Genomic DNA, 21,038 nt, shown 5'->3' on the forward strand with positions numbered 1-21,038 from the left:
GGTGTGGGTGGGAAGTGGTGTGGGTGGAGTGCCTTGCGGCGAGGAGCGGGTGCGGTCAGCGCACCCAGCCCGTGAAGCTCTGTCCGACGTTGCGGGCCCTCTCCGTCGTACGCGACCGACCGCCGCCGTCGACCGCCGCCGAAACCGCCCGTACGAGCCAGGCGTTGACCGACAGGCCCTCGCGGCTCGCCGCCTCCTCGGCGCGCGCCTTGAGCTGGGCCGGCAGACGCAGATTGACGCGGGCGGTGCCGCCCTCGTCGCCGTCGGCGGGCAGCTGCGCCCTGAACGGTTCGCCGGTCGGAACGGCCGCTTCCACGGCGCCGCCGCCGGGCGGCAGCGTCACCACGAAGTCGGGGTCGAGGCCGCGCAGCCGCACGTCGACCGAGCCGGGGGCGAGTTCGCGGGTGATCTCGTCCATCGCCGCGGAGAGCACGTTGAGCATGGTCAGCCGGGTCGCCGACTCCAGCGGAGCGGTGAGCCGCTCGGCCAGCTCGCGAGCGTCTTCCCCGCCGGCTTCGGCGGCCACCGCGAGTTCACGGCGGAGGTTGTCGACATACGGGGTGAGGTCCATGACGTCACCATGGCACCACTATGGCGCCACATGCAATCGCCAATGGTGCCGCACATGACGCCAGACGCGCCATCATGGCTTTGACCTGCACATACACACTCCCCACAAAGGGCGCTCCTACGCCGCCACGCCCACCCACCGGCCCGCACAGGCGCCAAATGACACCCGCGTGGCACCTAAATGGCACCACCCGACGCCAAACGCACGGCCCACGACACCCCCGCTACCTCACCTCGCTGCCTCACCTCGCTACCTCGCGAGCTCCGTCGGCTCCGTCAGCCGCGTCAGCTTCTGCGGGTTCGCCACCGCGTGGATCCTGGTGACTTTGCCGTCCTCCACGACGAGGCTGACCGCGGACAGCCGGCCGTCGATCTCGACCCGGCCCGCGGGTGCGCCGTTGAGCCACACCACCGACACCGTCCGGCCCGGGCGGGCGAGCAGCCGCGCCACCGGTTCGGCCCCGTGGACCGGGGTGGGCGCGGCGGCCGCGAAGCCGCCGCCGTCGGCGATCAGGACCACGTCCGGTGCCATGACGTCGAGCAGTTCCTGCAGCCGCCCGGTGCGCAGTGCGGACAGGAACCGCTCCACCACCACCTGCTGTTCCGACCGGCTCACCTGCATCCGCGGCCGCCGGGCCGCCACATGCTCGCGTGCCCGCCGCGCGATCTGCCGTACCGCGGTCGCGGTCTTCCCGACGGCCTCGGCGATCTCGCCGTACGGCATCTCGAAGACCTCGTGGAGCACGAACACCGCTCGCTCCGTCGGTCCGAGTGTCTCCAGGACGGTCAGCATCGCGATCGAGACGTTCTCCGCGAACTCGATGTCCTCGGCCACGTCGGGGCTGGTCAGCAGGGGTTCGGGCAGCCATTCACCGACGTAGTCCTCGCGGCTGCGCGACCTCGTCCGCAGCCGGTTGAGCGCCTGGCGGGTGACGGTACGGACGAGGTAGGCGCGCGGGTCGCGCACCTGAGCCCGGTCGACGTCGGCCCACCGCAGCCACGAGTCCTGCAGTACGTCCTCGGCGTCGGCGGCGGAGCCGAGCATCTCGTAGGCGACGGTGAACAGCAGGCTGCGGTGGGCGACGAACGGGTCCTCGGTCATGCCGCGGGGGCCGCGCCGGTGACCGCGGGACGGGCAGCGGGCGGAATGTCGCAGGAGTCGGAGTAGCCCTGCGAGGTGATCCCGTGGGCCGTGTTGCAGCGGGCGGCCATGTTGGCGTAGCCGATGTACGCGTTGAGCTCGACCAGCCCGGGCGCGCCGAGCTGTTCCAGCAGCCGGGCGGCCAGTTCGTCCGTGACGGTCGTCGGGGTGTTCGTCATGGCCTCGGCGTACTCGAGGACGTCCCGCTCCAGCGGCGTGAACAGGTCCGACTCCCGCCAGCGCGGCACCTGGCCGGCCTTGGCCGGGTCCAGCTTCTGGTTGATGGCGAGGAAGTAGTTGATGTCGAGGCACCAGCTGCAGCCGATCTGTGCCGCCACGGCCATGTGCGCGAAGCTCTTGAGGCTCGCGTCGACCTCGTCCCACCGCGCCACCTGGGCCGAGTGGTACTGGCTCGCCTCCGCGATCCCCGGGTTGTTCCACAACACCTCCACGGGCTCGGGCACGGCCCCCAGCTGCTCGGTCAGAGCCGCACGAAGCTCGGCAGGGATCTCGGCCTTCGGAACACGTAGCGTCATGATGGTCTCCCGGTACGTCAGCGGGTGCGCGCGTGGCGCGTGCCTGGCGCGCGCCTTGCGCATGCGTTGCGCATGCCTTGTCGGCATGAAGACACCGCCCGCCGCCCCGAACGTGACATCCGACGGCCGCAAACTCCTCACCGCCCGTCCCGACGGGTTCCGAGCCACTCCTCCACCGCTGCGAGATCCCGCTCGGTGAGCCCGCGGCGGTGGTCGACGCGATGCAGCAGCGCGGGCGCCGGATGGTGCGCGGCGACCCAGTCGCGGTCGGCGCCGGTGATCTCGTCGTCGACCCATACGAAGGGGCGGCCGTCCGCCCAGTCCACCAGGGGCCGGGTCTTCCAGTGCAACGGCGCCGGCAACTCGTTCTCGTCGGGCCAGTCCACCAGCGGCAGCGGGGGCAGGCCGAGCCAGGGCGCCAGGCATACGTTCGCGTCGTCCATCCAGGTCGTCGCCCACACCAACTCGCAGCCCAGCGCCGCGAGCCGCGCGCCGAGCGCCGGATCGACGCGGTTGAGCAGCGGATGGCCGACGGCCGCCGCCGGCAGGTCGAAGCGGGCGTCGTACGTCGGGTACGGCCCCGCGGCCCCGAACGGAAGCAGCGTGCCGTCGACATCCAGGAAGAGAAGCATCGGCTCCGGGTTCGGCGAGGGTGGGCGTGGGCGAGGAACTCGCTGGCGTCGAGCGTGACCCGAACGCTACCGTCCCTTTCATGACTGCCGGGTCGGCCTTGTGCCGTGAGCGAGTTGGGTGCCCGGCCTCTGAGTGAGGCCGGGGAGGGCCAGGAGCCCACCCCTTTTCTCTGCGTTGCCTTCGAGAACTTCTCAGGACCTCAGCGACAGAGAAAGAAGAGAATGCCCAACGATTTCAATCAATCCGTCATCGACGAGTTCCGGTCCGCCAAGGGCCACCTGACCGGCTATTTCGCGGACGCCCGGCTGCTCCTGCTGACCACCACGGGCGCCCGCACCGGCACCCGCCACACCACCCCCGTCGGCTATCTCCCCGACGGCGGCGAGCGCGTCCTGGTCATCGCCTCGGCAGGGGGCTCCCCCAAGCACCCCGACTGGTACCGCAACCTCCTCGCCGACCCCCACGCCACTGTGGAGTGCGGCGCGTTCACCTACGAGGCGCGGGCCGTCGTCCTGGAGGGCGAGGAGCGCGAACAGGCCTGGAAACGGGCCGTGGAGGCCGACCCGGGCTGGGCGGCGTACCAGAAGAAGACCACACGCGTCATCCCGGTGGTCGCCCTGTACGAGATCGCCCAGGGCGGCCCCCCGAACGTCAACGCCGCCTCCCCGGGCGAGGCGATCAAGGTGGTGCACGACGCCTTCCGCCGCGAACTCGCCCTGATCCGCAAGGAGATGGCGAACGGCAACGGCACCCTCGGCGCCCAGCTGCGCGTCAACTGCCTCACCTTCTGCCAGGGGCTGCACAACCACCACACCGGCGAGGACATGGCCCTGTTCCCCTTCGTCGAGGCCCACCACCCGTCGGCGGCCCCCGCGCTCGTCCGCCTGCGCGAGGAACACGAGCGGATCGCCGAACTCGTGGCGGAGCTGCGGCGCGCGGTGGCGGCCGAGGGCGCGGATCCGGCGGCGGCGCGTGCGGAGGTCGAGCGTCTGACGCTCGACCTTGAGGCACATCTGGCCTACGAGGAGCAGGAGTTGATACCGCTCCTGGACCCCGCCGGCTGACGTACCCACCACGGGCGGCCGACGCCACCTGGAGCCAAACTCCCTCAGAACGGCAACGGCCGCCCGTGCACCACCTCCAGCCGCGACACCGCCCGGGTCAGCACCACGTACAGCCGGTGCAGCCCCCGCGGCTCGGCCTCCGCGATCGCCGCGGGCTCGACGGCGACGACATTGTCGTACTCAAGTCCCTTGACCAGCGTGGCCGGGACCACGGTAACGCGGGCGCGCAGGTCGTCCGGGCCCGCGGTCGCGATCCCGGCCGCGCCGAGCGCCTCGGCCACCCGCCCCACCTGGGCGTCGGCGGCGACGACACCGACCGACCCCTCCCGACCGAGCGCATCTCGTACGGCGTCCACGACGGCGCCCGGCACAGCGCCCACCGGCACTTCCCGCACCCTCAACTCCCCGTCCCCGCGCAGGGAACGGCCGGCCGGTACATCCACGTCGAGACGCCGTAGCAGCCGGTTCGCGAGCGTGACGACGGCCTCCGGCACACGGAATCCGGTCGTGAGCGGCACGACGGTCGCGTCCGGTTTCCCCAGGTGCCCGAGGGCCGTTTCCCACGACCGTGCCGCCCAGGGCGTGGTCCCCTGCGCCAGGTCGCCGAGGACGGTGAGCGATCCGAAGGGCGCCCGGCGTGCGATGGCCCTGCACTCCATCGGGGACAGGTCCTGCGCCTCGTCGACGACGACGTGACCGTACCCCTCGGGATGCTCGATCAGCCCGGCGACCTCGTCGAGCAGCACGAGGTCCGCGGCCGACCAACGCGCCGACTTCCAGGACCGCGGCGGCCTCGCCCACAACAGCGCCTTCTGCTCCTCGGCGTCCAGCACACCATCGGCCGCAGCCTCCAACACGGCGCTGTCGCCCAGCAGTTCAGCCACGACCTCCTCGGGTCGCACCCGAGGCCACACGGCGTCCACGTACGCCGTAACGGCCCGCGCCCGCGAAATCCTCTGCACCCAGGCGGCGTTCTGCGGCCCGGCCCGCCGCTCGGCCTGCAGCTGCATCGCCCGCACGACCCGCGTCCGCACCCGCTCGCGGCCGATGGCGTACGGCGGTTGCTCGGCCAGCACGTCCTCCACGATCCGCACCAGCTCATCGGCCCGCACCCGCCAGTGATACGAACCGTCCTTGACCGCAAGGGAGTTGACCCCCTCGACGGAGACCCGGGCGTAGAGCGCACGGCGCAGCACCTCGGCCGTCCGGGCGTCATGCTTGACGACGGCGGCCCGCTCACCGTCGCTGCCCGTGACCGGGTGCCGGGCGATCTCCTCCTGCAGCGTGGACTGACGTACACCGGTCTCACCGAGCGCGGGCAGCACCTCCGAGATGTACGACAGGAAGGTGCGGTTGGGACCGAGGATGAGCAGTCCGCCGCGCCGGATGCGCTGCGGGTGGGTGTAGAGGAGATAGGCGGCCCGGTGCAGCCCGACAGCGGTCTTGCCGGTGCCGGGCGCACCCTGAACACAGAGCGAGACCCCGATGTCCCCGCGTACGAGATCGTCCTGATCGGGCTGGATGGTGGCCGCGATGTCCCGCATGGGGCCGACGCGGGGGCGCTCTATCTCGCGGGTGACGAGGGTGCTGACGGGCGATTGCCCCTGGGGGCGGTACTCGTCGTCGTAGTGCCCGCTGTCGAGGTACTCGTCCTCAAGGCCGGTGAGGTCGGTGGAGTCGCCGAGGCTCCCGGGCGCCCAGCCGAACCGTCGCCGTACGGCGACGCCCTGCGGATCGCGGGCACTCGCCTGGTAGAAGGCGCGGGAGACGGGGGCGCGCCAGTCGACGACGAGCGGCGGGACGGTGGGCGCCTCACTGATCCGCAGCCGGCCGATGTGGTAGCTCTGCCCGGAGTGATGGCCCGCACCCTCGGTGCAGTCATCACTGAAGTCCAACCGCCCGAAGAACAAAGGCCCTTGGGGCAACTCCCCCATCGCCTTGGCCCGACTGCGCAACTCGTACCCGAGCACCTCGGCATCGGCCCCGGAGGCGGAGACGTTCTCACCCGTGACGACATGCTCCCGCGCTCCGTCGACCATGGCGGCGAGGGCTGTCCGGCAGCGGTCGTGGTGGGCGCGTTCGCGGAGGAGGGAGTCTTGGAGGAGGGCGGCGGGCGTGGTGTCGGGGCCAGGGTCAGGGTCGACTGTCATCCGAAGAGGATAAAGGAAAAAGCAACCGAGTTAAATTTATTACCCGGTATCGCTATGCGAGCTCGGGCAACCCGGCAGCAAGCCGCGCGAACGCCCGCTCGGCGGCGGCCACAGCCTCCGGCTTCACCTCCGCCACCGACTCCCCCGCGGAGATCCGCCGCCAGTTCTCCATGGCCAGAATCCGCTGCACAGCAAGGATCTGCCCAGCAGCGAGCCGCCCATCCAGCCCCCCACCGAGCGCCTCCGCAAGGGCGACCTCGGACCGCTCGACATGGGCCTGGGCCCGGGCGACAAGGGAAGGAGACCCATAGAGCAACCGATGAAAAGCAAGCACCTCGGGATGATCACTCAGCCCGGTAACGGGATCCCCCTTCTCCACCCCCTCAAGAAAGTGCCGCCGCAGAGCAGCAATGGGATGCGCCTCCCCGGCAACCACCCGCGCCGCCTCCCCCTCATGATCGGCAATCCGATACAACACAAGGTCTTCCTTGGCCGGAAAGTACCGAAAAAGGGTGGGCTTGGAGATCTCCGCAGCCGCAGCAACCTCAGCAACAGAGACGGCGTCGAACCCCTTCTCCAGGAAGAGCCGAATAGCAACCTCGGACACCCGCTCATACGTCTGCCGCTTCTTACGCTCACGCAGACCGATCACGGGGGCGTCCGACTCACTCATGACGCCGAGCCTACGCAGTCTCAGACCGCCGAAAGTGCGAGCTAGGCCAAGGCCCGGGCAAGGTAGGGGTTCGCTGCGGGGCGGACGCGCAGTCCGAGGGAGGCGGTGGCTGCGGCCAGGGTCATCGCGTACGAGTCGACGGCGCGCCGCACGTTCGGGGCGTCGAGGCCTGCTCCCGTCACCAGACGGTCGAGGTCGACGTAGGCGGACCGCACGATCTCGATCCACCGGTAGACACGCCAGTCCCGTAGCCAGTCCTTCGTGTACTGGGCTGGAAGCAGCCTCTCCCAACGACGGAACATGCGGTCCCGGATCTCCGGCCGCGTGGGCGTCAGATGCATGTGCCGGACCAGGTCGTAGAGAGGGTCACCGACAAGGGCCATCTCCCAGTCGATGATCGTCAGGGCCAGGGCGTCGTCGCGGCGGACGAGGTTCCACGGGTTGAGGTCGCCGTGCAGCAGGGCCGGCGCCCGGTGGCTGACCGTGTGCCGTCTCAGGATCTGCGCCAGCCAGTCTGCGTCGGGCAGTCCCAGAACACGCGCCAGTTGCTGCGACTCCTTCGGCAACCCCCGTACGAGTTCCACCAATTGATCGCTCAGCCAGCCGTAGAAGCGCCCCTGGCCGGCGAGCGGGTCGACCTGGAGGTAGTCGACTTTCGTCAGGGCACAGAGCTGGTCGACCAGCTTGTCGGCCTCACGTGGCAGCAGGCCGTTCACCGGATGGTCGGGCGACTGGTGGTCACGATCGGGCCCGGCGTAGGTGTGGATCGCGAAGCGTGAGCCTTCGTGGCTCCAGCCCAGCGCCAGGATCCTCGGAGCCGCCACCTCGACGTTCGACTTCTCGATGGCGCCCAGCACCGCATGCTCGGAGAGGAAGCCGCGCTCACGCCGCCGCACACCGGGCACCACACGCCTCACCACCACGCAGGAGTCATGGTCCGGCACCCTCACCACCGTGTTGACGTGGGCGGTCCCCTTGAACACGCGGCTGGCCGGTGCCGCGGCCTCGGCCCGAAGGGCATCGCTGACGGCCTGCTGGGGGAAGTCCGGGCGCTCGAGAACCCGCTCGTCACGCTGCCAGTCGGAGCCCAGGGTGTACAGGTTGAGCCCGCTGCCCGTACGGGAGGCCCGCCACCGGAAGAGGATCTGCTCGATCGCGCCCTCGCTCGGCACCTTCGCCAGCCGAAGCGGCTCCGCCGCGGCCTCCAGGGCACGCAGCACCGCCTGCGTCGCCGCGTCCAGGCCCTTCTGGTCGATCGGCCCCTCGAGGGTCTGGGCCGCGCGCATCACGTCGGGTTAGACGGACTGGGCTCGTTCGAAGGCGACGTAATGGCGCAGGTCCTTGGTCGCACCGTTCACGGCTGCCGGCCGGACCCTCTCCATGGCATCGGCCCACGCGGACACCACCTCGTCCCACTGGTGGTCGGGATACTGCATCCGGACCAGGTGAGTGGCCAGATCGTGCAGAGGGTCGCCGTAGGTGGCCAGCTCCCAGTCCACGCAGATGAGGGGCGAATCACCGCCGTACGACATGATCAGGTTGTCGCGGTGCAGGTCGGCGTGGAGCAGGCTGTAGGGACGCGCCGCCATGGCCGGTACCCGCTCGGCCAGCCGGCTCAACGCGTCCTCCGGGATGCCGAGCGCCGCGAACAGACTCTTGAAGGCCGGCCAGTTGGGCTTTCTGATGTGCGAGTCCGCCCGCATCGCGAACGTCCGCAGGAAACCCTGACTGTCCGTGTGGTCGCTGGGCCAGCCGGGCGGCAGTGGCGGCAGCTTCTTCACGGGCACCTGCGTCATTGCCGCGAGGAGGTCGGCCAGTGCCTTCATGAGCAGGGTGTCGACGGGCTTGCCGTTCCCGCAGACACTCGAAAGGGGTACGCCCTCCACGTAGCTGTGGATGGCGAATCCTCGCCCTTGGAACAGACATTCCGGCACGTGGGGGAGGACACCCTTGACGGCCCGAAGGATCTCCGCCTCGTCCTCCCAGGTCCTGATCACCACAGGGAGAGCCTCAGTGCGCCGAATACGCACAGTGACAGAAGTGCCTAGATCACGATTTAACAACCGTGCCATGGGAACGGTCAGCGGCAGCACGTAGTTCTGGTTGTGAAAGCCATTGCTCGCCTGCCCCATTTTCCCTGCGCGCCGCGAAGACCTGATAGACGACCTCAGACGGCACCGCGCTGACGGGCGCAGGGTTCGCGCCGTACATGCACCAATCGTAGGCCTCGTTAGAACAATAAATATGAACACCCTCCCTGGCCAAGGAAGAGCGAGCAAAAGGTGCACCCACAGGCCACTCCGGGTGTGCTCGAGCTGTCGGCAGAGCCAGGATCCAAGCATACGAACATACGACCAAGTCGCACATGTGATGCCTGTGGTCTCAGTGGTGGTCTCAGCGGTATTGGTGACTTGGTGTCAAAAGTTGTCAGAAGCGGTCAGGTTCAGGCGCGCTAGACACTCTTTCCGCCATTGGCTGGTCTTGTGTCCGTAGCCAGCGAGTGAGCGCACTCGTGATCTCTGAATGACTCCGCGTCCTGTCGAGGCCGAGCGGCTCGGCCGCATTCTCCAGAATCTTCTGGAGTCTCCAGGCCTCCCACGGGAGGCGGCGCACCCGGTTGAAGCTCGTTTCCTCATGAAGAGACAACGCGATACGAATGACATCCGTGAATACCGACTGCGCCCGCTTGAAGTCGAGGATCAGCGGCAGATCATTTTCCCAACCGTATGAGCTTCCGGACCGGATGCCTTCGACGACTCTGCACCATTCCTGAGTCATCCGGTTCTTCTGATCCTCCGGGTAGCGCATCAGGTAGAGATGGGTTGCCAGATCGTAGAGAGGATCACCCAACATCGCCAACTCCCAGTCGATAGCCCAGAGAAGGCCTTGAGAATCGACGACCATGTTCTTGCGATGCAAATCCGCATGGAGAAGACAGAAAGGACGCCTCCGCAACCCGCTCACGCTCTTTCTGAGCCGAGCGAAGGACTCCCTGTACTCGATTCCCAGCTCCCCGAACAGACCGGCGAACCGAGCACTGTTCTTCGTGTAGACGTTGTCTTCGATGAAGACGATCAGCCGTTCCAGGAAGCCGTCTGTGTCGCCGTCATCGGGGCGATCCTTCTCCTCGCAGCGGCGCTCCACGCTGAGCATGTCCGGGGTGATCCGCACCATCTCCCGGAAGAGGTCCAGGATCTGGTCGAACACCGCGTCGGTGACGCGTCGGCCGGCCCAGCGACGAGACCTGAGCGTCCGCCCCTCGATGAACCCCTGCATGCTCATGCCCGCCACGTCGAGGATGTCGGGAATGCGCGTGACATGACCCTTTAGAGCACGAAGGAGTTGCTCCTCCGACCTGAAGCACCGCCGGTCGTACCAAAGGATCTCGGCGCGCGGCTCCCGGAACTTGACGGTCCGTGATCCGTCCGGGAGAGCCAGCACATAGGTCTCGTGGTGGTACCCCTTGAGGGGGCCCTTCAGCACGCTCGCGTCACGGCTCACCTGCTCGGCTCGCTGCCGAGTGCCGGAGACCAGTTGGGGAGTCATTCTCAGAGTGCAACCGTTCCGAGGAACCAACGGGGTAAGGGGTGACGCACATTACTCCTGTGACGTCAAGTAGCGACGAAGAACCCCTGCATTGGGCAGTCCCATCGCCGTGACGGGCGATCCTGCGCAAGGGCGACCGAGTCCCGCAAGGGGTGAACATACGTTCAGGCCCAGTCCTGACCTGTGGCGTTGGTAACGCAGAACACTTTTGGGACAGACTGTCGCCTCGACCGAGGAGGCCTGTTGGCAGACGTGACCGAAGACCAGGATGCGGTGGTGGACCTACTTGGTTCCACGCGGGCCGTCCTCTTCGACTTCGACGGCCCGATCTGCGATCTCTTCGGGGCCGCATCCACTGCCCACGTTGCTGACAGGGTCAAGCAGGAGGCCCGTCGGGAGTGGAAGGGGCTCGACCCCAGCGTCGAAACCTGCGACGACTCGCACGGCATCCTGCGCGTTCTTCGGGAGATGTACGACGGGTGCAGCCCAGCACCCACCGACCTTCCACTCAGACTGGCAGAGAAAATCGTCGCAGAATTCGAGTCCCTGGCGGGTGTGACCGCGAAGAAGGCGCCACACGTCGTCCCCCTCGTGGACCTGCTCCTCGAACTAGGCATCCGTCTGGTGATCGTGAGCAACAATGCGGAGAGCCCGATTCAGGAGTACCTCGAAGAGCACGGCATGAAGAGCAAGTTCGAGATGATTTCCGGCCGGGATCCGTACAACGCGAACCTGATGAAACCGCATCCCCATTGCGTGGAGCGTGCTCTCGATCACCTTTCACTGCCACCTTCTTCCTGCCTCCTGATCGGAGATCAGCTCACCGACCTCACAGCGGCGCAGAAAGCTGGAACGCTATTCCTCGGGTACACCCAGAACGAGGTCCGGGCCAAGGAGATGAAACACAACGGTGCGAATGCCGTGGTCTCCTCGCACCTTGCTCTCATTACGGCTGCTCGAGAACTTCTCGCTCGCCGGAGAGCGTCGGCTGCGCCGGCTCGGTGAGGAGATCCCAGGCGGAGTCGAACCAGTCCTGCCAGCTGTTCACGAACACCGTTCCCTGAGAATTTGAATTATCGTCCTTCACGTGGTGTGTGAGTCCGGCAGCTGGACCGACCACGTCGAGAGCGTCCTCGATCTCCCCGCCCTCTTCCAGCACTATGGTTCGCTTCTTGGCCTTGTAGGGGCCGAGCACTGCCTCAGTTCCGTTGAGGAGATAGAGCTTGAACGGCGGTATCAACTGCACCCTACGGATTTCCAGGCCAGCAGAGGACACCAGTTCTTCCGCTTCTAGACTGCGCAGCACGGAGCGTACGGAGGTGGTGTACCTCCTCAAGAGCCCTAAATACCGCTCTCTCAAAACGTCATCCTGGCGGCCATCTTCGGTGCGCCAATAGGGAAGCCAGAGTGATTCAGAAGGCAGCAGCATGCGCAGGGCGATGCGCTTGGGGGCGATCTGCCCGCCCCGTATCCGCTCCGCCTGCAGACGAAGGTGCGCCTCCAGCGACTCGGAGGTCAGCGTGAAGACGTCCATGGTCACCGTGGACCGTTCAAATGCGTGCTCGATGATCGGCCGCAAGCTGACCATTCCGTCGGCACTCTTGCTGCTCGTCGGGGAGTGGACCTGCTGCACCCAGACGACCTTGGAACCCTGCCCCTGACGGGTCTTGATCCAGCCGTCGTTCATCAGCTCCCTGAGCACGCGCTGCACCGTATCGCGGGAGACGTTGAACTCCTTGGCCAGCTCACGCTGCGCAGGCAGGAACGACTCGAGGGGATAGGTTCCGTCGGCCATACGCGCCCGCAGCGCACCCGCGACGCGCTCGAATTCCCTGCCGCCGCCATCGCCGATACTGCCCTCGCTCACACGGCGACAGTACCCCTCCTCGGCCTCTGGCGAACCATTTTCAGTCAAGTCGGCAGCCCAACTTGACTGCTGGTTAAGGGATCAACAAGCCGGGAAGAACCAGATTACGTCAAGCAGTCCAATTGGACTGGAACTTGATCGCTTCTCAGGAAGTGTTCGCTGGGGGTGTCATGATCGCCTTGCAACTGCTGTGCACCGTCTTCCTCATGGGGCTGGACCAGTTGTTTCAGTCCCGGTTCGGCGCACTCGGCATCCTGTGCCTGTTCCTCCTCGGAGTCGGAGTCCGGGCGCGGAACACGGCATGCCTTTCTGTCGGCGCCGTGGTCTTCGTCCTGCTGATGACACAGGCCTAGCCGGCCAGCCGATCCCACACCGAGTCGAACCAGCTCTGCATGCTGTCGACGAACACCGAGCCGGGAGAGTCGGGGTCGGTGTCCTGCACGTGATGAGTGAGCGTGGCCCCCAGCCCCAGGACGTCAAGAGCTGCCACCACCTCGCCGGGCTCGAACTCGATCTGACGCTCAATCACCTCGTACATGCCGTGCAGCGCTTCGACGCCGTTGAGCAGATACAGCTTGAACGTCGGGATCAGCGGCGCGTAGCGGATCTCGAGGTCGACTTCGTCGACCAGCTTCTCCGTCGTCAGATCCTGCAGCAGGCCGCGCAGAGAGTCCGTGTGCCGCTGCGTGATGGCGTTCAAGCGCTGCCGTGGACGCGGGTCGTCCTTGTCGTCGCTGAGCCGCGGATAGGGCAGGGGCAGCTCGGTGTCGGGCAGCACCATGCGCAGAGTGATGCGCTGCGGTTTGATCACGCGGCCGTGAATGCGCTCGGCCTGCAGACGGATATGCGCATCCAGGGACTCCGAGGTCAACGTGAAGACGTCCAGGCTGACTTCGGGCTGCTCGAAGGCCTCGCTGATGAGCGGCCCCAGCGTTATGCCACGCCGCGTCCTGCTGGCTTTGGGAGTCGACGACTGGATGCGCTGGATCTTGACCACTCGTGACCCACTGCCCTGCCGCGACTCGATCCAGCCTTCGTTGGCCAACTCCCGCAGTGCGCGCTGAACCGTGTCCCGGGAGACTCCGAACTCCTCGGCCAGATCACGCTGCGAGGGCAGAAAGTGTCCCAACGCGTATGTGTTGTCGGTCATCCGGGCGCGGAGCTCGTCGGACACCCGCTGGAACTCCCTGCCCTCTTTCCGCGGTTCCGCGTTCACGAGACGTGATCCCACAGCACCCGCAACACCGGCAGCAACGACCCGACGATATGGCGAGCGCCCTCGACCTTCAACTGCTGTGCCTTGTGGGCGTTACGCGCGTAGCCCAGAAACGGCACCCCGGCCTCCTTCGCCGCCCTCAGGTCGGTCGGAGAGTCGCCAATCATCAATGCGGCGTCAGGAGCGGCCCCCATCGCGTTCAGGGCTCGATTGAGGCAGTGCGGGTTCGGCTTCAGGAGATCAAGGTCGTTGGTACGGCCGTAGACATGTGGGGAGAAGCAGTCGGACAGGCCACGGCCGGAGAGGTAGTCGGAGACTGTGCGGGGGGAGTTGTTGGTGGCCACTGCAAGCCGACTACCGACGGCGGACCAGGTGCGTATCAGGGGATCGGCGTATTCCGTCGGCATCGCCGAGGTGATCGCCTTGAGCTCCTGCTGAGTGAGTCTCTCCTCGAGCTCGGCCACCAGATCGCTGTGTGGATGGCGCCGGTTGACGGCGTACAGCACGGCCATTGGGTCCGGATGGCTCCGTTCCTCCTCGGTCAGCAGCTCGCGCAGCCCCTGTCGCTCCAGCCAGGCGACGAGATCTTTCGCCACCTCTTCCGCCGTGTGCCCTGCGAACAATCGACAGATCGGGCCATCGAAGTCGAACAGGACAAAACGGGCTCTGGTGACCAGTTCTCGCAGGTTGCCTGCCTCTACTGCCACCGGTTCAGTCTGCTTCGCATCAGGTGTCACTAGGAGAGTGTCAGGTCCGTCGTGATGGTTTCCCAGAGGGCGTCGAACCACTTCTGGGATTCCTCCACAAACGCCTCGTCGCGCTGGCCTGCCCGCTTCTCGAAGGAGAAGAGGAGCGACTCGGTGCCGAGGACGTCGTACATGTCCATCGTGCCGGAGTCCGTGGGCTCCTCCCGGCGCGTGATCATGTAGTACGCGACCAGCGCCTCCGCGCCGTTGAGCAGGTACAGCTTCACGGGTGGGGTGAAGGGCAGGGCGCGGAATCTCACGTTGACGTCGACGTTGTGGGAGAAGCGCAGGGAGCGGAGGTTGTGGCGCAGCACGTGGCCCTGTGAGTTGCGCTGGGCGAGCCATCGCTCATGGACCGCGTCGTCGTCGGAGCGCCCCTCGACCGGGACGGGAAAGGCGAGGGAGATGTCGCGTGAGGGCAGCAGGATGCGGACGTCGATCGACTTCGGGCGGATGCGGCCCTCGTGGATCAAGCGAATCGGTTCCCCCATGGCCAGCATCAGGGTCTCGGCGGTGAGGCATGCGGCGTCGACCCGTACGTTCTGTGCCGTGAACGCCTCCGTGAGTCGCGGAGCCAGCCCGACCATCGTCGGTTGCGGCTCGCCGACCTGCGCCGGCGGCTCCGCGATCCGTGGTGGGCTTCCCTTGCTCACATTGCTCAGCAACCCGTCTTCCTGGAGGGCGCGCAGGGCCTGGCGGACGGTGCCTCGTTCGACTCCGAACTCGTCGGCCAGTTCGGCCTGGGTGGGCAGGCGGTCTCCTGCCTTGAGGTCTCCGGCGCGGATACGTTCCCGCAGGATGTCGGCGATCTCCTGGGGCGAGAGTCTTCTGCTGCCGTTCACTGCCACGTTCTCCTGGGTCACAACCAAACGCTACAACTCAGATCCATCTACAGGGAGTTGTTGGTGACTTGTTTATGAGTAGGCGCCAAGTGGGGACAACTAAAACAGAGTTGGTTGCCAACTCACAAGAGTTGGCGGAAGGTTTGCTTCCTGTCCCAGTCCGCCTCCGCTCCCCTCGCACAACCCCCCACCGCACCGTCCCGCCCGCGCCGCCCGAAGGGGGAACCACCGTGCCTGCTCTCGCCCTCCTCTCCGCAGTCTTCGTCTTCGGCTTCGAGCAGATCGTCAGCTGGAAGTACGGCACCACCGGCATCATCGGCCTGCTGCTGCTCGCCGTAGGCATCAAGGCCAAGAACCCGGCGGTCAGCTCCATGGGGGCCGTAGTGCTCGCCCTGCTGGTCGCGGGGCCCGCTCTATGAGCAGGGAAACGGCCTGGTCAGTCACTGTGGGAGACCGGGAGACCGTCAGCTCGTGAGCACCAGCTCCGAACTGATCGTCTCCCACAGTGCGTTGAACCACAGGTGCGACTGCTCCACGAACGTGGTGTCCCGCAGCCCGGCACCCTGCGCGAAGGCGAACAGCATCGACTGGGTGCCCTCCGCGTCGTACATCTCCAGCGGCTCGTGGTCGACCTCCTCCTCGCGTCGCGTGAGGGTGTAGTACGCGAAGAGCGCCTCCATGCCGTTGAGCAGGTAGAGCTTCACGGGGGGTGTGAAGGGCAGTGCGCGGAAGGCGACGTTCACCTCGATGCCGTGCGTGGCCCGCAAAGCCAGCAGGTTGTGCCTGAGCACCTGGCCCTGGGCGTTGCGCTGGGCCAGCCAGCGGCGCTGCAGCCGGCCGTCCGCGGTCAGGTCCACCGGCGTCGGGAACGCGAGGTCGATGTCCCGGCTGGGCAGCAGGACCCGCACGTCGACCTTGGCCGGTTTTAGTCGCCCCTCGTGGATCCGGCGCAGCGGTTCCCCGATGGCGAGGGTGAGCGAGACCGAGGTCAGACACAGGGCGTCTATCTCGACGTGCGTGGCCGCGAAGGCGTCCTCTATGCGCGGCGCCAGGGCCACCATCGTCGGCAGCGGCGGAGCCCCGGGACCGGCCAGCGCCTTGCCGAGGCCCAGGTCAGGGGCGACGGTCGCGGGACTGCCCTTGGATACGTTGGTCAGCAGGTGTTCCGACTGCAGAATGCGCAGCGCCTGGCGGACGGCGCCGCGCTCGACGCCGAACTCGTCGGCCAGGGTGGCCTGCGTGGGCATGCGTTGCCCCGGTCGCAGCTCGCCGGACCTGATACGCGCGCGCAGCTCGTCGGCCACGTCCTGGTGTGACGCCAGTGACGTCCGTGGCCGCTGTGACCTCTTCCGTCCATTGACGGAGGCGTGTTTCGGGTCCACGACCAAACACTACAACTTCCCGCCATCTTTGGGCAGTTCTCGGGAAGGTGGTTATAAGCCTCTTCCAAGAGGAGATAAGTACAGTGAAGTTGGTCACCAACTTCAGCAACATGGTCAAACTTCAGGATGGTTGGCCGCAACCACGGGTCCGCCTCCCCGTCCCGAAGGAGGGACCGCCATGCCGCTCATCGCCCTCGTTGTCGCCGCCCTCGCCATCGGATTCGAGCAGCTCGTCCAGTGGAAGTACGGACCTCTCGGCATCATCGCCTTCGTCGCGCTCACCGTGGGACTCAAGGCCAGGAACACCGCGATCAGCGGCTTCGGCGCGGTCATCCTCGTCATGCTGCTCGCCCAGTCCGGCTGAGCCAGAGCCGCTCGCCGGCCCAGGATCCGGCTGGCCGGGCTCCCTTCCGGAGGGGAGCCGGGAGCCCGGCCAGTCAGCACCAGCACAGCCACAACCGAACACCGACAACTGAACAGAGAAAGACAACTGAACAGAGAAATCTGAACAGCGACAACTGAAGAGCTCCATCGGCACAGTCACAACTGAACAGCACAGCCACAACTCAATACGCACCACAGCACAGCTACGGATGACCCATCAGCCGTCTAGCGAGAGGAGCCTCAGAACATGTCCGGGCACCAAGGCCGCCTGGACGTACGCAGCAGGGCGTCGGCCGACAGGGCGGCGCCCGCTCGTTCTTCCTGGACCCGGCCGAGCGCCGCCAGCCGCACGACCGACTCGTCGCCCAGCCACAGCCGCGCCAAGTCGGCGACGTCGAGGGTGAGTTCGGCGGACTCGGTGGTCGGCGTGCAGGACGCGCCCTGCGCCGACGTCTCCAGCCGGAAGCGGCCGCCCGTCAGTCCGGCCCGGTCGGCGACCTCGAGGACCAGGGAGCCCGTCCCCTCGTACGTCCGCGACTCCAGCGCGCGTACGACATCCAGGATCCGCACCCACAGCCAGTCCACGGCCGAGGTGACACGAGCGGCCCGGGCGTCCGGCAGCAGCAGCGGGAGCAGGTCGTCGGGGGCCCGCGAGCCGCTCTTGATCCCGGTGACCCAGTCGATGGAGCAGAGGAAGCTCCACAGGGCGCGCTCGGCGGCCGGCGTCGCGGCGATCAGGTCCCGTACGGTCGCCGTGTCCTGCGGCTGCTTGGCGTCGCCCCACTTGTCGTCGACCTCGTAGACGACCAGGCCCTCGACCTCGCCGTCCGCCCCGCGGTAGAGGGCGTAGAACGGCTCCTTCCACTTCGGTTCGACCCGTACGGCGCCCGTGTTCAGCCGCCACCACCAGTCGTCGCGGTCGATCACGCCGGGGATGAGACGGCGGACGCGCTCGTGCAGTTCGGGTCCGAACTTGCGTACGTCCTCGGCGTCCACGATGTCGATACGGCCGCCGTCGCCCGGACCGGACCAGCGGGGGTCCAGGCCCGCGCGCGGGATGTCGACGGTCCACTCGACGCTTTGGGTCGCGGGGCCGAAGCCGTAGCGGCCGTAGATCGGGTACTCGGCGGCGATCAGCGTGGCCACGGTGTCGCCGCGCTCCTTGGCGGCCGCGAGATCCTGGTTCATCATCCGGGTCAGCAGGCCGCGGCGGCGGTGGGTCGCGGTGACCGTGACGCTGGATATGGCGTCGGCGGAGATGAGACCGCCGCCGACCGCGGTGACCTCCTGGTCGAACGAACGGAAGGTCGCCACGCAGCGGTCCCCGTCGAACGCCCCGAGATAGCGGCAGACCTCGAAGCGTTCGCTCCGGGCGGCGAGTTCCTCCTCGCTGATGACCGGGTTCTGCAGGAACCCGGTCTTCACGGCGCGGAGCCACTCGGGGTGCTCGGCCTGGGTGATCGGTCGGATGTCGATGTCGAAGCGCGCGCTGGTCATGGGATCACGGTAGGTCTACGCGGGTGGGGTGTCGCCCGGATTTCCCGCGCCCCCGCCCACGCCCCGCCCGCGCCCCGCGCGCCCCCCTCACCGACATCCAGCTGACCTGCCCTGACCGGGCGGCCGCCCTCCGTCACGTCAGCAGGTCGTCGACCTGCGCCTCCCCTTCGCGGTACCGGCGGGCGATCTCCGCGCTGCAGTCGTCCGCCGTGCGCTGCAGGTGGTGGCGCCGCTGGGAGACCTGCTGTTCGTAGCGGACGAGGCGGGCCATCGCCGTGGTCAGTTCCAGGTCGGTGCGGGCGGCGAGGTCCGAGAGCTCGACCTCGGCGAGCATGTCGGCGGCCAGGCGGCGGTATTCCTCGCTGTGCGGGGTGCCCAGGGTGACATGGCGGGCGGAGGAGCGCTGGCGGGCCGGCGCGTCCGTGAGGATCTCGGGGAGGCGGTCGACCACCGAGCCCGCGCCCGCCGGTGACCGGCGTGCCTGCTCCGCCCGCAGGATGTCGATACGGCCCTGCAGCAGCCGCCGTACATAGCTGAGATCGGCCTCGTCGCGCTGGGCGTCCCGGCGCAGGGTGCGCAGCTCGGGCAGGCTCAGCGTGGTCAGGTCGTGCTCGGGCAAAGCCGCGGGCAGCTGTGGGCCCGGACTGTCCGCCGGGCTGTCGGTGCGTTGCACGGGCGGCCGCACGGCCATCCGCTCCCCCGTTCTGATCAACGAGAAAACCCCGGGCTGCTGCCCGGTACTCGGTGTGCTCATGTGCCTCTACCGTCCCCTCGACCGGCGTGTGGAAGCATCGTGCCACCCCAAGTGGCCGCTATGTGACCGAGTGCCCCCGATCGGCCCCAGATGGGGGGTTAAGGAGCAAAAAGAATGCCGGTGTGGTCTCCCTCGAACGGACCGGCATGATGGTCGTATGCGTGCAGTGGTGCAGAGGGTGGACGGCGCGAGCGTCGTCGTGGACGGCGAGACGGTCGGCGAGATCACCGGAGAGGGACTGTGCGTCCTGGTCGGGGTGACGCACGAGGACACCAAGGAGAAGGCGGCCCAACTGGCCCGCAAACTCTGGTCGATCCGCATGCTGCAGGACGAGAGGTCGTGCAGCGACATCGACGCCCCGCTGCTCGTCATCAGCCAGTTCACGCTCTACGGCGACGCCCGCAAGGGCCGCCGGCCCACCTGGAACGCGGCCGCCCCGGGCGATGTCGCCGAGCCCCTCGTCGAGGAGGTCGTGGCGCAGCTGCGGGCGCTGGGCGCGACCGTGGCGACGGGCCGGTTCGGCGCGCAGATGCGCGTCTCGCTGACGAACGACGGCCCGTTCACGGTGCTCCTGGAGATGTAGCGGGCGCAGAAGCCGGGGCTACGGCTCCACGACCGCTTCCTGCGCCGCCGCCGTCTCCCCGGCCAGCAGCCGCGCGTCGACCGGTACGTTCCGCTTCACCAGGGCCAGCGCGACCGGACCCAGCTCGTGGTGGCGTACGGACGTCGTGATGAAGCCGATCTTGCGGCCGTCGGGCTCGTCGTCGGCGAGGCGGATCTCGGTGCCGGGCGCGGGCAGATGGACCTCGCTGCCGTCCAGGTGCAGAAAGACCAGGCGGCGGGGCGGCTTGCCCAGGTTCTGGACGCGGGCGACCGTCTCCTGGCCGCGGTAGCAGCCCTTCTGCAGATGGACCGCGCTGCCGATCCAGCCCAGCTCGTGCGGGATGGTGCGGTGGTCGGTCTCGAAGCCGAGGCGCGGGCGGTGCTGCTCGACGCGCAGCGCCTCGTGCGCCAGGATCCCGGCCGGCGGCCCGGCCTTCTCGGCGTAGGACTCCAGGTCGGCGCGCGGCAGGAAGAGATCGCGGCCGTACGGCGTCTCCCGTACGGCGATCCCGTCCGGGACCTCGGCGATCGAACCGGCGGGCAGGTGCACCACCGCGAACTCGGCGGTGCGGTCGGCGACTTCGACGCGGTAGAAGAACTTCATCGACTCCAGGTACGCGATGAGCGCGTCCTGGGTGCCGGGTTCGACATGGGCCCAGACCGTCTCGCCGTCGTCGACCAGGTAGAGCGCGTGCTCGATGTGGCCGTGCGCGGAGAGGATCAGCGCCTCGGTGGCCTGGCCGGCCGGCAGATCGCTGACGTGCTGGGTGAGCAGCAGGTGCAGCCAGCTCAGCCGGTCCTCGCCGGTCACGGTGACGACGCCCCGGTGGGAGAGGTCGACGAAGCCGGTGCCGTCGGCGAGGGCGCGCTGCTCACGGAACAGATCGCCGTAGTGGGCGGCTACGCCTTCGTCCACGCCCTCGGCGGGGACGGCGCCGGGATGGGACAGCAGGGGGCTCTTCATGGGCACAAGCCTACGACTCGGTAGTTGAACCCTGCAGGGAACAGTCCCGGCACCTGCCGAAGATCGCGAAGTGCTTCATGTCCGTCTCGAAGCCGAACTCCCGGCGCAGCTTCGCGGTGAACTCCGCGGCCACCGACACATCGGCCTCGATCACGTTCTGGCAGTCCCTGCAGACCAGGTGGATGTGGTGGTGGCGGTCCGCGAGGTGGTACGTCGGCGCGCCGTGGCCCAGGTGGGCGTGGCTGACCAGGTCGAGCTCCTCCAGGAGCTCCAGGGTGCGGTACACGGTGGAAATGTTGACCCCCGACGCCGTCTTCCTCACTTCCACGAGGATGTCGTCGGGGGTCGCGTGCTCAAGGGTGTCCACGGCTTCGAGGACAAGCTGACGCTGCGGCGTCAGCCGGTAGCCGCGCTGCCTGAGGTCGCTCTTCCAGTCGGTGCTCACCACACCGACGAGTCTAGAGCCACTT

General features: G+C 67.7%; 23 protein-coding genes and 1 pseudogene. 6 read left to right on the top strand and 18 right to left on the bottom strand.

What is annotated here, in order from left to right; translation table 11 throughout:
* Positions 1 to 55: 55 nt before the first annotated feature.
* From MQN93_RS16990 to MQN93_RS17005, 4 genes are all read right to left on the bottom strand, one after another.
* On the bottom strand, positions 56 to 571 hold the full coding sequence (locus MQN93_RS16990; protein WP_016436769.1) for a toxin-antitoxin system HicB family antitoxin: 516 nt from the start codon (positions 569 to 571) through the stop codon (positions 56 to 58).
* Positions 572 to 820: 249 nt separating this feature from the next.
* Positions 821 to 1,672: an RNA polymerase sigma factor SigJ gene (gene sigJ, locus MQN93_RS16995; RefSeq protein ID WP_242710113.1), complete on the bottom strand. Its 852-nt coding sequence runs from the start codon at positions 1,670 to 1,672 to the stop codon at positions 821 to 823.
* Entirely contained in the window at positions 1,669 to 2,247 is a 579-nt protein-coding gene (locus tag MQN93_RS17000) for a carboxymuconolactone decarboxylase family protein (protein ID WP_242710114.1), read from the bottom strand. Before MQN93_RS17000 ends, sigJ begins: the two co-directional genes overlap by 4 nt.
* A 137-nt stretch (positions 2,248 to 2,384) precedes the next feature.
* Entirely contained in the window at positions 2,385 to 2,879 is a 495-nt protein-coding gene (locus tag MQN93_RS17005) for an HAD domain-containing protein (protein ID WP_242710115.1), read from the bottom strand.
* A gap of 222 nt (positions 2,880 to 3,101) precedes the next feature.
* Between MQN93_RS17005 and MQN93_RS17010 the strand changes: the two genes are divergently transcribed.
* Positions 3,102 to 3,944: a nitroreductase/quinone reductase family protein gene (locus MQN93_RS17010; protein ID WP_242710116.1), complete on the top strand. Its 843-nt coding sequence runs from the start codon at positions 3,102 to 3,104 to the stop codon at positions 3,942 to 3,944.
* Positions 3,945 to 3,988: 44 nt separating this feature from the next.
* Here the strand turns inward: MQN93_RS17010 and MQN93_RS17015 are convergent, their stop codons facing one another.
* From MQN93_RS17015 to MQN93_RS17035, 5 genes and pseudogenes are all read right to left on the bottom strand, one after another.
* Positions 3,989 to 6,094, bottom strand: a complete 2,106-nt coding sequence (locus tag MQN93_RS17015; RefSeq protein WP_242710117.1) for a HelD family protein — start codon at positions 6,092 to 6,094, stop codon at positions 3,989 to 3,991.
* A gap of 52 nt (positions 6,095 to 6,146) precedes the next feature.
* Positions 6,147 to 6,767, bottom strand: coding sequence for a TetR/AcrR family transcriptional regulator (locus MQN93_RS17020; RefSeq protein WP_242710118.1), 621 nt, complete (start codon positions 6,765 to 6,767; stop codon positions 6,147 to 6,149).
* Positions 6,768 to 6,808: 41 nt separating this feature from the next.
* Positions 6,809 to 8,839, bottom strand: a pseudogene (locus MQN93_RS17025) (aminoglycoside phosphotransferase family protein).
* Complete coding sequence (locus MQN93_RS17030; protein WP_242710176.1) at positions 8,817 to 8,978, bottom strand: hypothetical protein; 162 nt, start codon at positions 8,976 to 8,978, stop codon at positions 8,817 to 8,819. The pseudogene MQN93_RS17025 and the gene MQN93_RS17030 overlap by 23 nt, the downstream one beginning before the upstream one ends.
* A 216-nt stretch (positions 8,979 to 9,194) precedes the next feature.
* The gene (locus MQN93_RS17035) at positions 9,195 to 10,313 is read right to left on the bottom strand and encodes an aminoglycoside phosphotransferase family protein (RefSeq protein ID WP_242710119.1); all 1,119 of its coding nucleotides are present in this window, start codon (positions 10,311 to 10,313) and stop codon (positions 9,195 to 9,197) included.
* 252 nt (positions 10,314 to 10,565) lie between these two features.
* Here MQN93_RS17035 and MQN93_RS17040 point away from each other — a divergent pair, with 252 nt between their 5' ends.
* Entirely contained in the window at positions 10,566 to 11,318 is a 753-nt protein-coding gene (locus tag MQN93_RS17040; RefSeq protein WP_234024464.1) for an HAD family hydrolase, read from the top strand.
* Here the strand turns inward: MQN93_RS17040 and MQN93_RS17045 are convergent.
* Positions 11,260 to 12,180, bottom strand: a complete 921-nt coding sequence (locus tag MQN93_RS17045) for a GntR family transcriptional regulator (protein ID WP_016436779.1) — start codon at positions 12,178 to 12,180, stop codon at positions 11,260 to 11,262. The genes MQN93_RS17040 and MQN93_RS17045 overlap by 59 nt on opposite strands.
* A gap of 170 nt (positions 12,181 to 12,350) precedes the next feature.
* Between MQN93_RS17045 and MQN93_RS17050 the strand changes: the two genes are divergently transcribed.
* The gene (locus MQN93_RS17050; RefSeq protein WP_016436780.1) at positions 12,351 to 12,533 is read left to right on the top strand and encodes a hypothetical protein; all 183 of its coding nucleotides are present in this window, start codon (positions 12,351 to 12,353) and stop codon (positions 12,531 to 12,533) included.
* On the opposite strand, the gene MQN93_RS17055 is transcribed toward MQN93_RS17050, so the two are convergent.
* The 3 genes from MQN93_RS17055 to MQN93_RS17065 are packed head-to-tail and all read right to left on the bottom strand — an operon-like array spanning position 12,530 to position 15,011.
* Entirely contained in the window at positions 12,530 to 13,354 is an 825-nt protein-coding gene (locus MQN93_RS17055; protein ID WP_372504374.1) for a winged helix-turn-helix domain-containing protein, read from the bottom strand. The two genes, MQN93_RS17050 and MQN93_RS17055, sit on opposite strands and share 4 nt — an antisense overlap.
* Positions 13,355 to 13,392: 38 nt before the next feature.
* The gene (locus MQN93_RS17060) at positions 13,393 to 14,133 is read right to left on the bottom strand and encodes an HAD family hydrolase (protein WP_016436782.1); all 741 of its coding nucleotides are present in this window, start codon (positions 14,131 to 14,133) and stop codon (positions 13,393 to 13,395) included.
* On the bottom strand, positions 14,133 to 15,011 hold the full coding sequence (locus tag MQN93_RS17065) for a GntR family transcriptional regulator (RefSeq protein ID WP_037783176.1): 879 nt from the start codon (positions 15,009 to 15,011) through the stop codon (positions 14,133 to 14,135). The genes MQN93_RS17060 and MQN93_RS17065 overlap by 1 nt, the downstream gene beginning before the upstream one ends.
* Positions 15,012 to 15,214: 203 nt before the next feature.
* Between MQN93_RS17065 and MQN93_RS17070 the strand changes: the two genes are divergently transcribed.
* Positions 15,215 to 15,403 carry a hypothetical protein gene (locus tag MQN93_RS17070; RefSeq protein WP_016436784.1) on the top strand — a complete coding sequence of 63 codons (189 nt, stop codon included), beginning with the start codon at positions 15,215 to 15,217 and terminating at the stop codon, positions 15,401 to 15,403.
* Positions 15,404 to 15,448: 45 nt separating this feature from the next.
* Here the strand turns inward: MQN93_RS17070 and MQN93_RS17075 are convergent, their stop codons facing one another.
* Positions 15,449 to 16,372 carry a winged helix-turn-helix domain-containing protein gene (locus MQN93_RS17075; RefSeq protein ID WP_078516709.1) on the bottom strand — a complete coding sequence of 308 codons (924 nt, stop codon included), beginning with the start codon at positions 16,370 to 16,372 and terminating at the stop codon, positions 15,449 to 15,451.
* A gap of 172 nt (positions 16,373 to 16,544) precedes the next feature.
* On the opposite strand from MQN93_RS17075, the gene MQN93_RS17080 reads away from it, so the two are divergent.
* Positions 16,545 to 16,730 (top strand): hypothetical protein, encoded by a 186-nt coding sequence (locus MQN93_RS17080; protein ID WP_016436786.1) that lies wholly within the window; start codon positions 16,545 to 16,547, stop codon positions 16,728 to 16,730.
* A 260-nt stretch (positions 16,731 to 16,990) separates the two neighbouring features.
* On the opposite strand, the gene MQN93_RS17085 is transcribed toward MQN93_RS17080, so the two are convergent.
* Complete coding sequence (locus MQN93_RS17085; RefSeq protein WP_242710121.1) at positions 16,991 to 18,247, bottom strand: GNAT family N-acetyltransferase; 1,257 nt, start codon at positions 18,245 to 18,247, stop codon at positions 16,991 to 16,993.
* A gap of 133 nt (positions 18,248 to 18,380) precedes the next feature.
* Positions 18,381 to 19,001, bottom strand: coding sequence for an RsiG family protein (locus MQN93_RS17090; protein ID WP_372504375.1), 621 nt, complete (start codon positions 18,999 to 19,001; stop codon positions 18,381 to 18,383).
* A gap of 157 nt (positions 19,002 to 19,158) precedes the next feature.
* Here MQN93_RS17090 and dtd point away from each other — a divergent pair, with 157 nt between their 5' ends.
* Positions 19,159 to 19,584, top strand: coding sequence for a D-aminoacyl-tRNA deacylase (gene dtd, locus MQN93_RS17095; RefSeq protein WP_016436789.1), 426 nt, complete (start codon positions 19,159 to 19,161; stop codon positions 19,582 to 19,584).
* Between the two features lie 18 nt (positions 19,585 to 19,602).
* On the opposite strand, the gene ygfZ is transcribed toward dtd, so the two are convergent.
* Together ygfZ and MQN93_RS17105 are read right to left on the bottom strand one after the other, a co-directional pair.
* On the bottom strand, positions 19,603 to 20,568 hold the full coding sequence (gene ygfZ / locus MQN93_RS17100; RefSeq protein WP_016436790.1) for a CAF17-like 4Fe-4S cluster assembly/insertion protein YgfZ: 966 nt from the start codon (positions 20,566 to 20,568) through the stop codon (positions 19,603 to 19,605).
* A 10-nt stretch (positions 20,569 to 20,578) separates the two neighbouring features.
* A complete protein-coding gene (locus tag MQN93_RS17105) occupies positions 20,579 to 21,016 on the bottom strand; it encodes a Fur family transcriptional regulator (protein ID WP_037783180.1) in 438 nt (145 codons plus the stop codon).
* Positions 21,017 to 21,038 lie beyond the last annotated feature (22 nt).

The sequence above is a fragment of the Streptomyces spinosisporus genome (assembly GCF_022698145.1).
Lineage (GTDB): Bacteria > Actinomycetota > Actinomycetes > Streptomycetales > Streptomycetaceae > Streptomyces > Streptomyces spinosisporus.

Coding starts and splice junctions, on each gene's coding strand:
- MQN93_RS16990 (WP_016436769.1), bottom strand. CDS start 571: ATGGACCTCACCCCGTATGTCGACAACCTCCGCCGTGAACTCGCGGTG.
- sigJ (WP_242710113.1), bottom strand. CDS start 1,672: ATGACCGAGGACCCGTTCGTCGCCCACCGCAGCCTGCTGTTCACCGTC.
- MQN93_RS17000 (WP_242710114.1), bottom strand. CDS start 2,247: ATGACGCTACGTGTTCCGAAGGCCGAGATCCCTGCCGAGCTTCGTGCG.
- MQN93_RS17005 (WP_242710115.1), bottom strand. CDS start 2,879: ATGCTTCTCTTCCTGGATGTCGACGGCACGCTGCTTCCGTTCGGGGCC.
- MQN93_RS17010 (WP_242710116.1), top strand. CDS start 3,102: ATGCCCAACGATTTCAATCAATCCGTCATCGACGAGTTCCGGTCCGCC.
- MQN93_RS17015 (WP_242710117.1), bottom strand. CDS start 6,094: ATGACAGTCGACCCTGACCCTGGCCCCGACACCACGCCCGCCGCCCTC.
- MQN93_RS17020 (WP_242710118.1), bottom strand. CDS start 6,767: ATGAGTGAGTCGGACGCCCCCGTGATCGGTCTGCGTGAGCGTAAGAAG.
- MQN93_RS17030 (WP_242710176.1), bottom strand. CDS start 8,978: ATGTACGGCGCGAACCCTGCGCCCGTCAGCGCGGTGCCGTCTGAGGTC.
- MQN93_RS17035 (WP_242710119.1), bottom strand. CDS start 10,313: ATGACTCCCCAACTGGTCTCCGGCACTCGGCAGCGAGCCGAGCAGGTG.
- MQN93_RS17050 (WP_016436780.1), top strand. CDS start 12,351: ATGATCGCCTTGCAACTGCTGTGCACCGTCTTCCTCATGGGGCTGGAC.
- MQN93_RS17080 (WP_016436786.1), top strand. CDS start 16,545: ATGCCGCTCATCGCCCTCGTTGTCGCCGCCCTCGCCATCGGATTCGAG.
- MQN93_RS17085 (WP_242710121.1), bottom strand. CDS start 18,247: ATGACCAGCGCGCGCTTCGACATCGACATCCGACCGATCACCCAGGCC.
- MQN93_RS17090 (WP_372504375.1), bottom strand. CDS start 19,001: ATGAGCACACCGAGTACCGGGCAGCAGCCCGGGGTTTTCTCGTTGATC.
- dtd (WP_016436789.1), top strand. CDS start 19,159: ATGCGTGCAGTGGTGCAGAGGGTGGACGGCGCGAGCGTCGTCGTGGAC.
- ygfZ (WP_016436790.1), bottom strand. CDS start 20,568: ATGAAGAGCCCCCTGCTGTCCCATCCCGGCGCCGTCCCCGCCGAGGGC.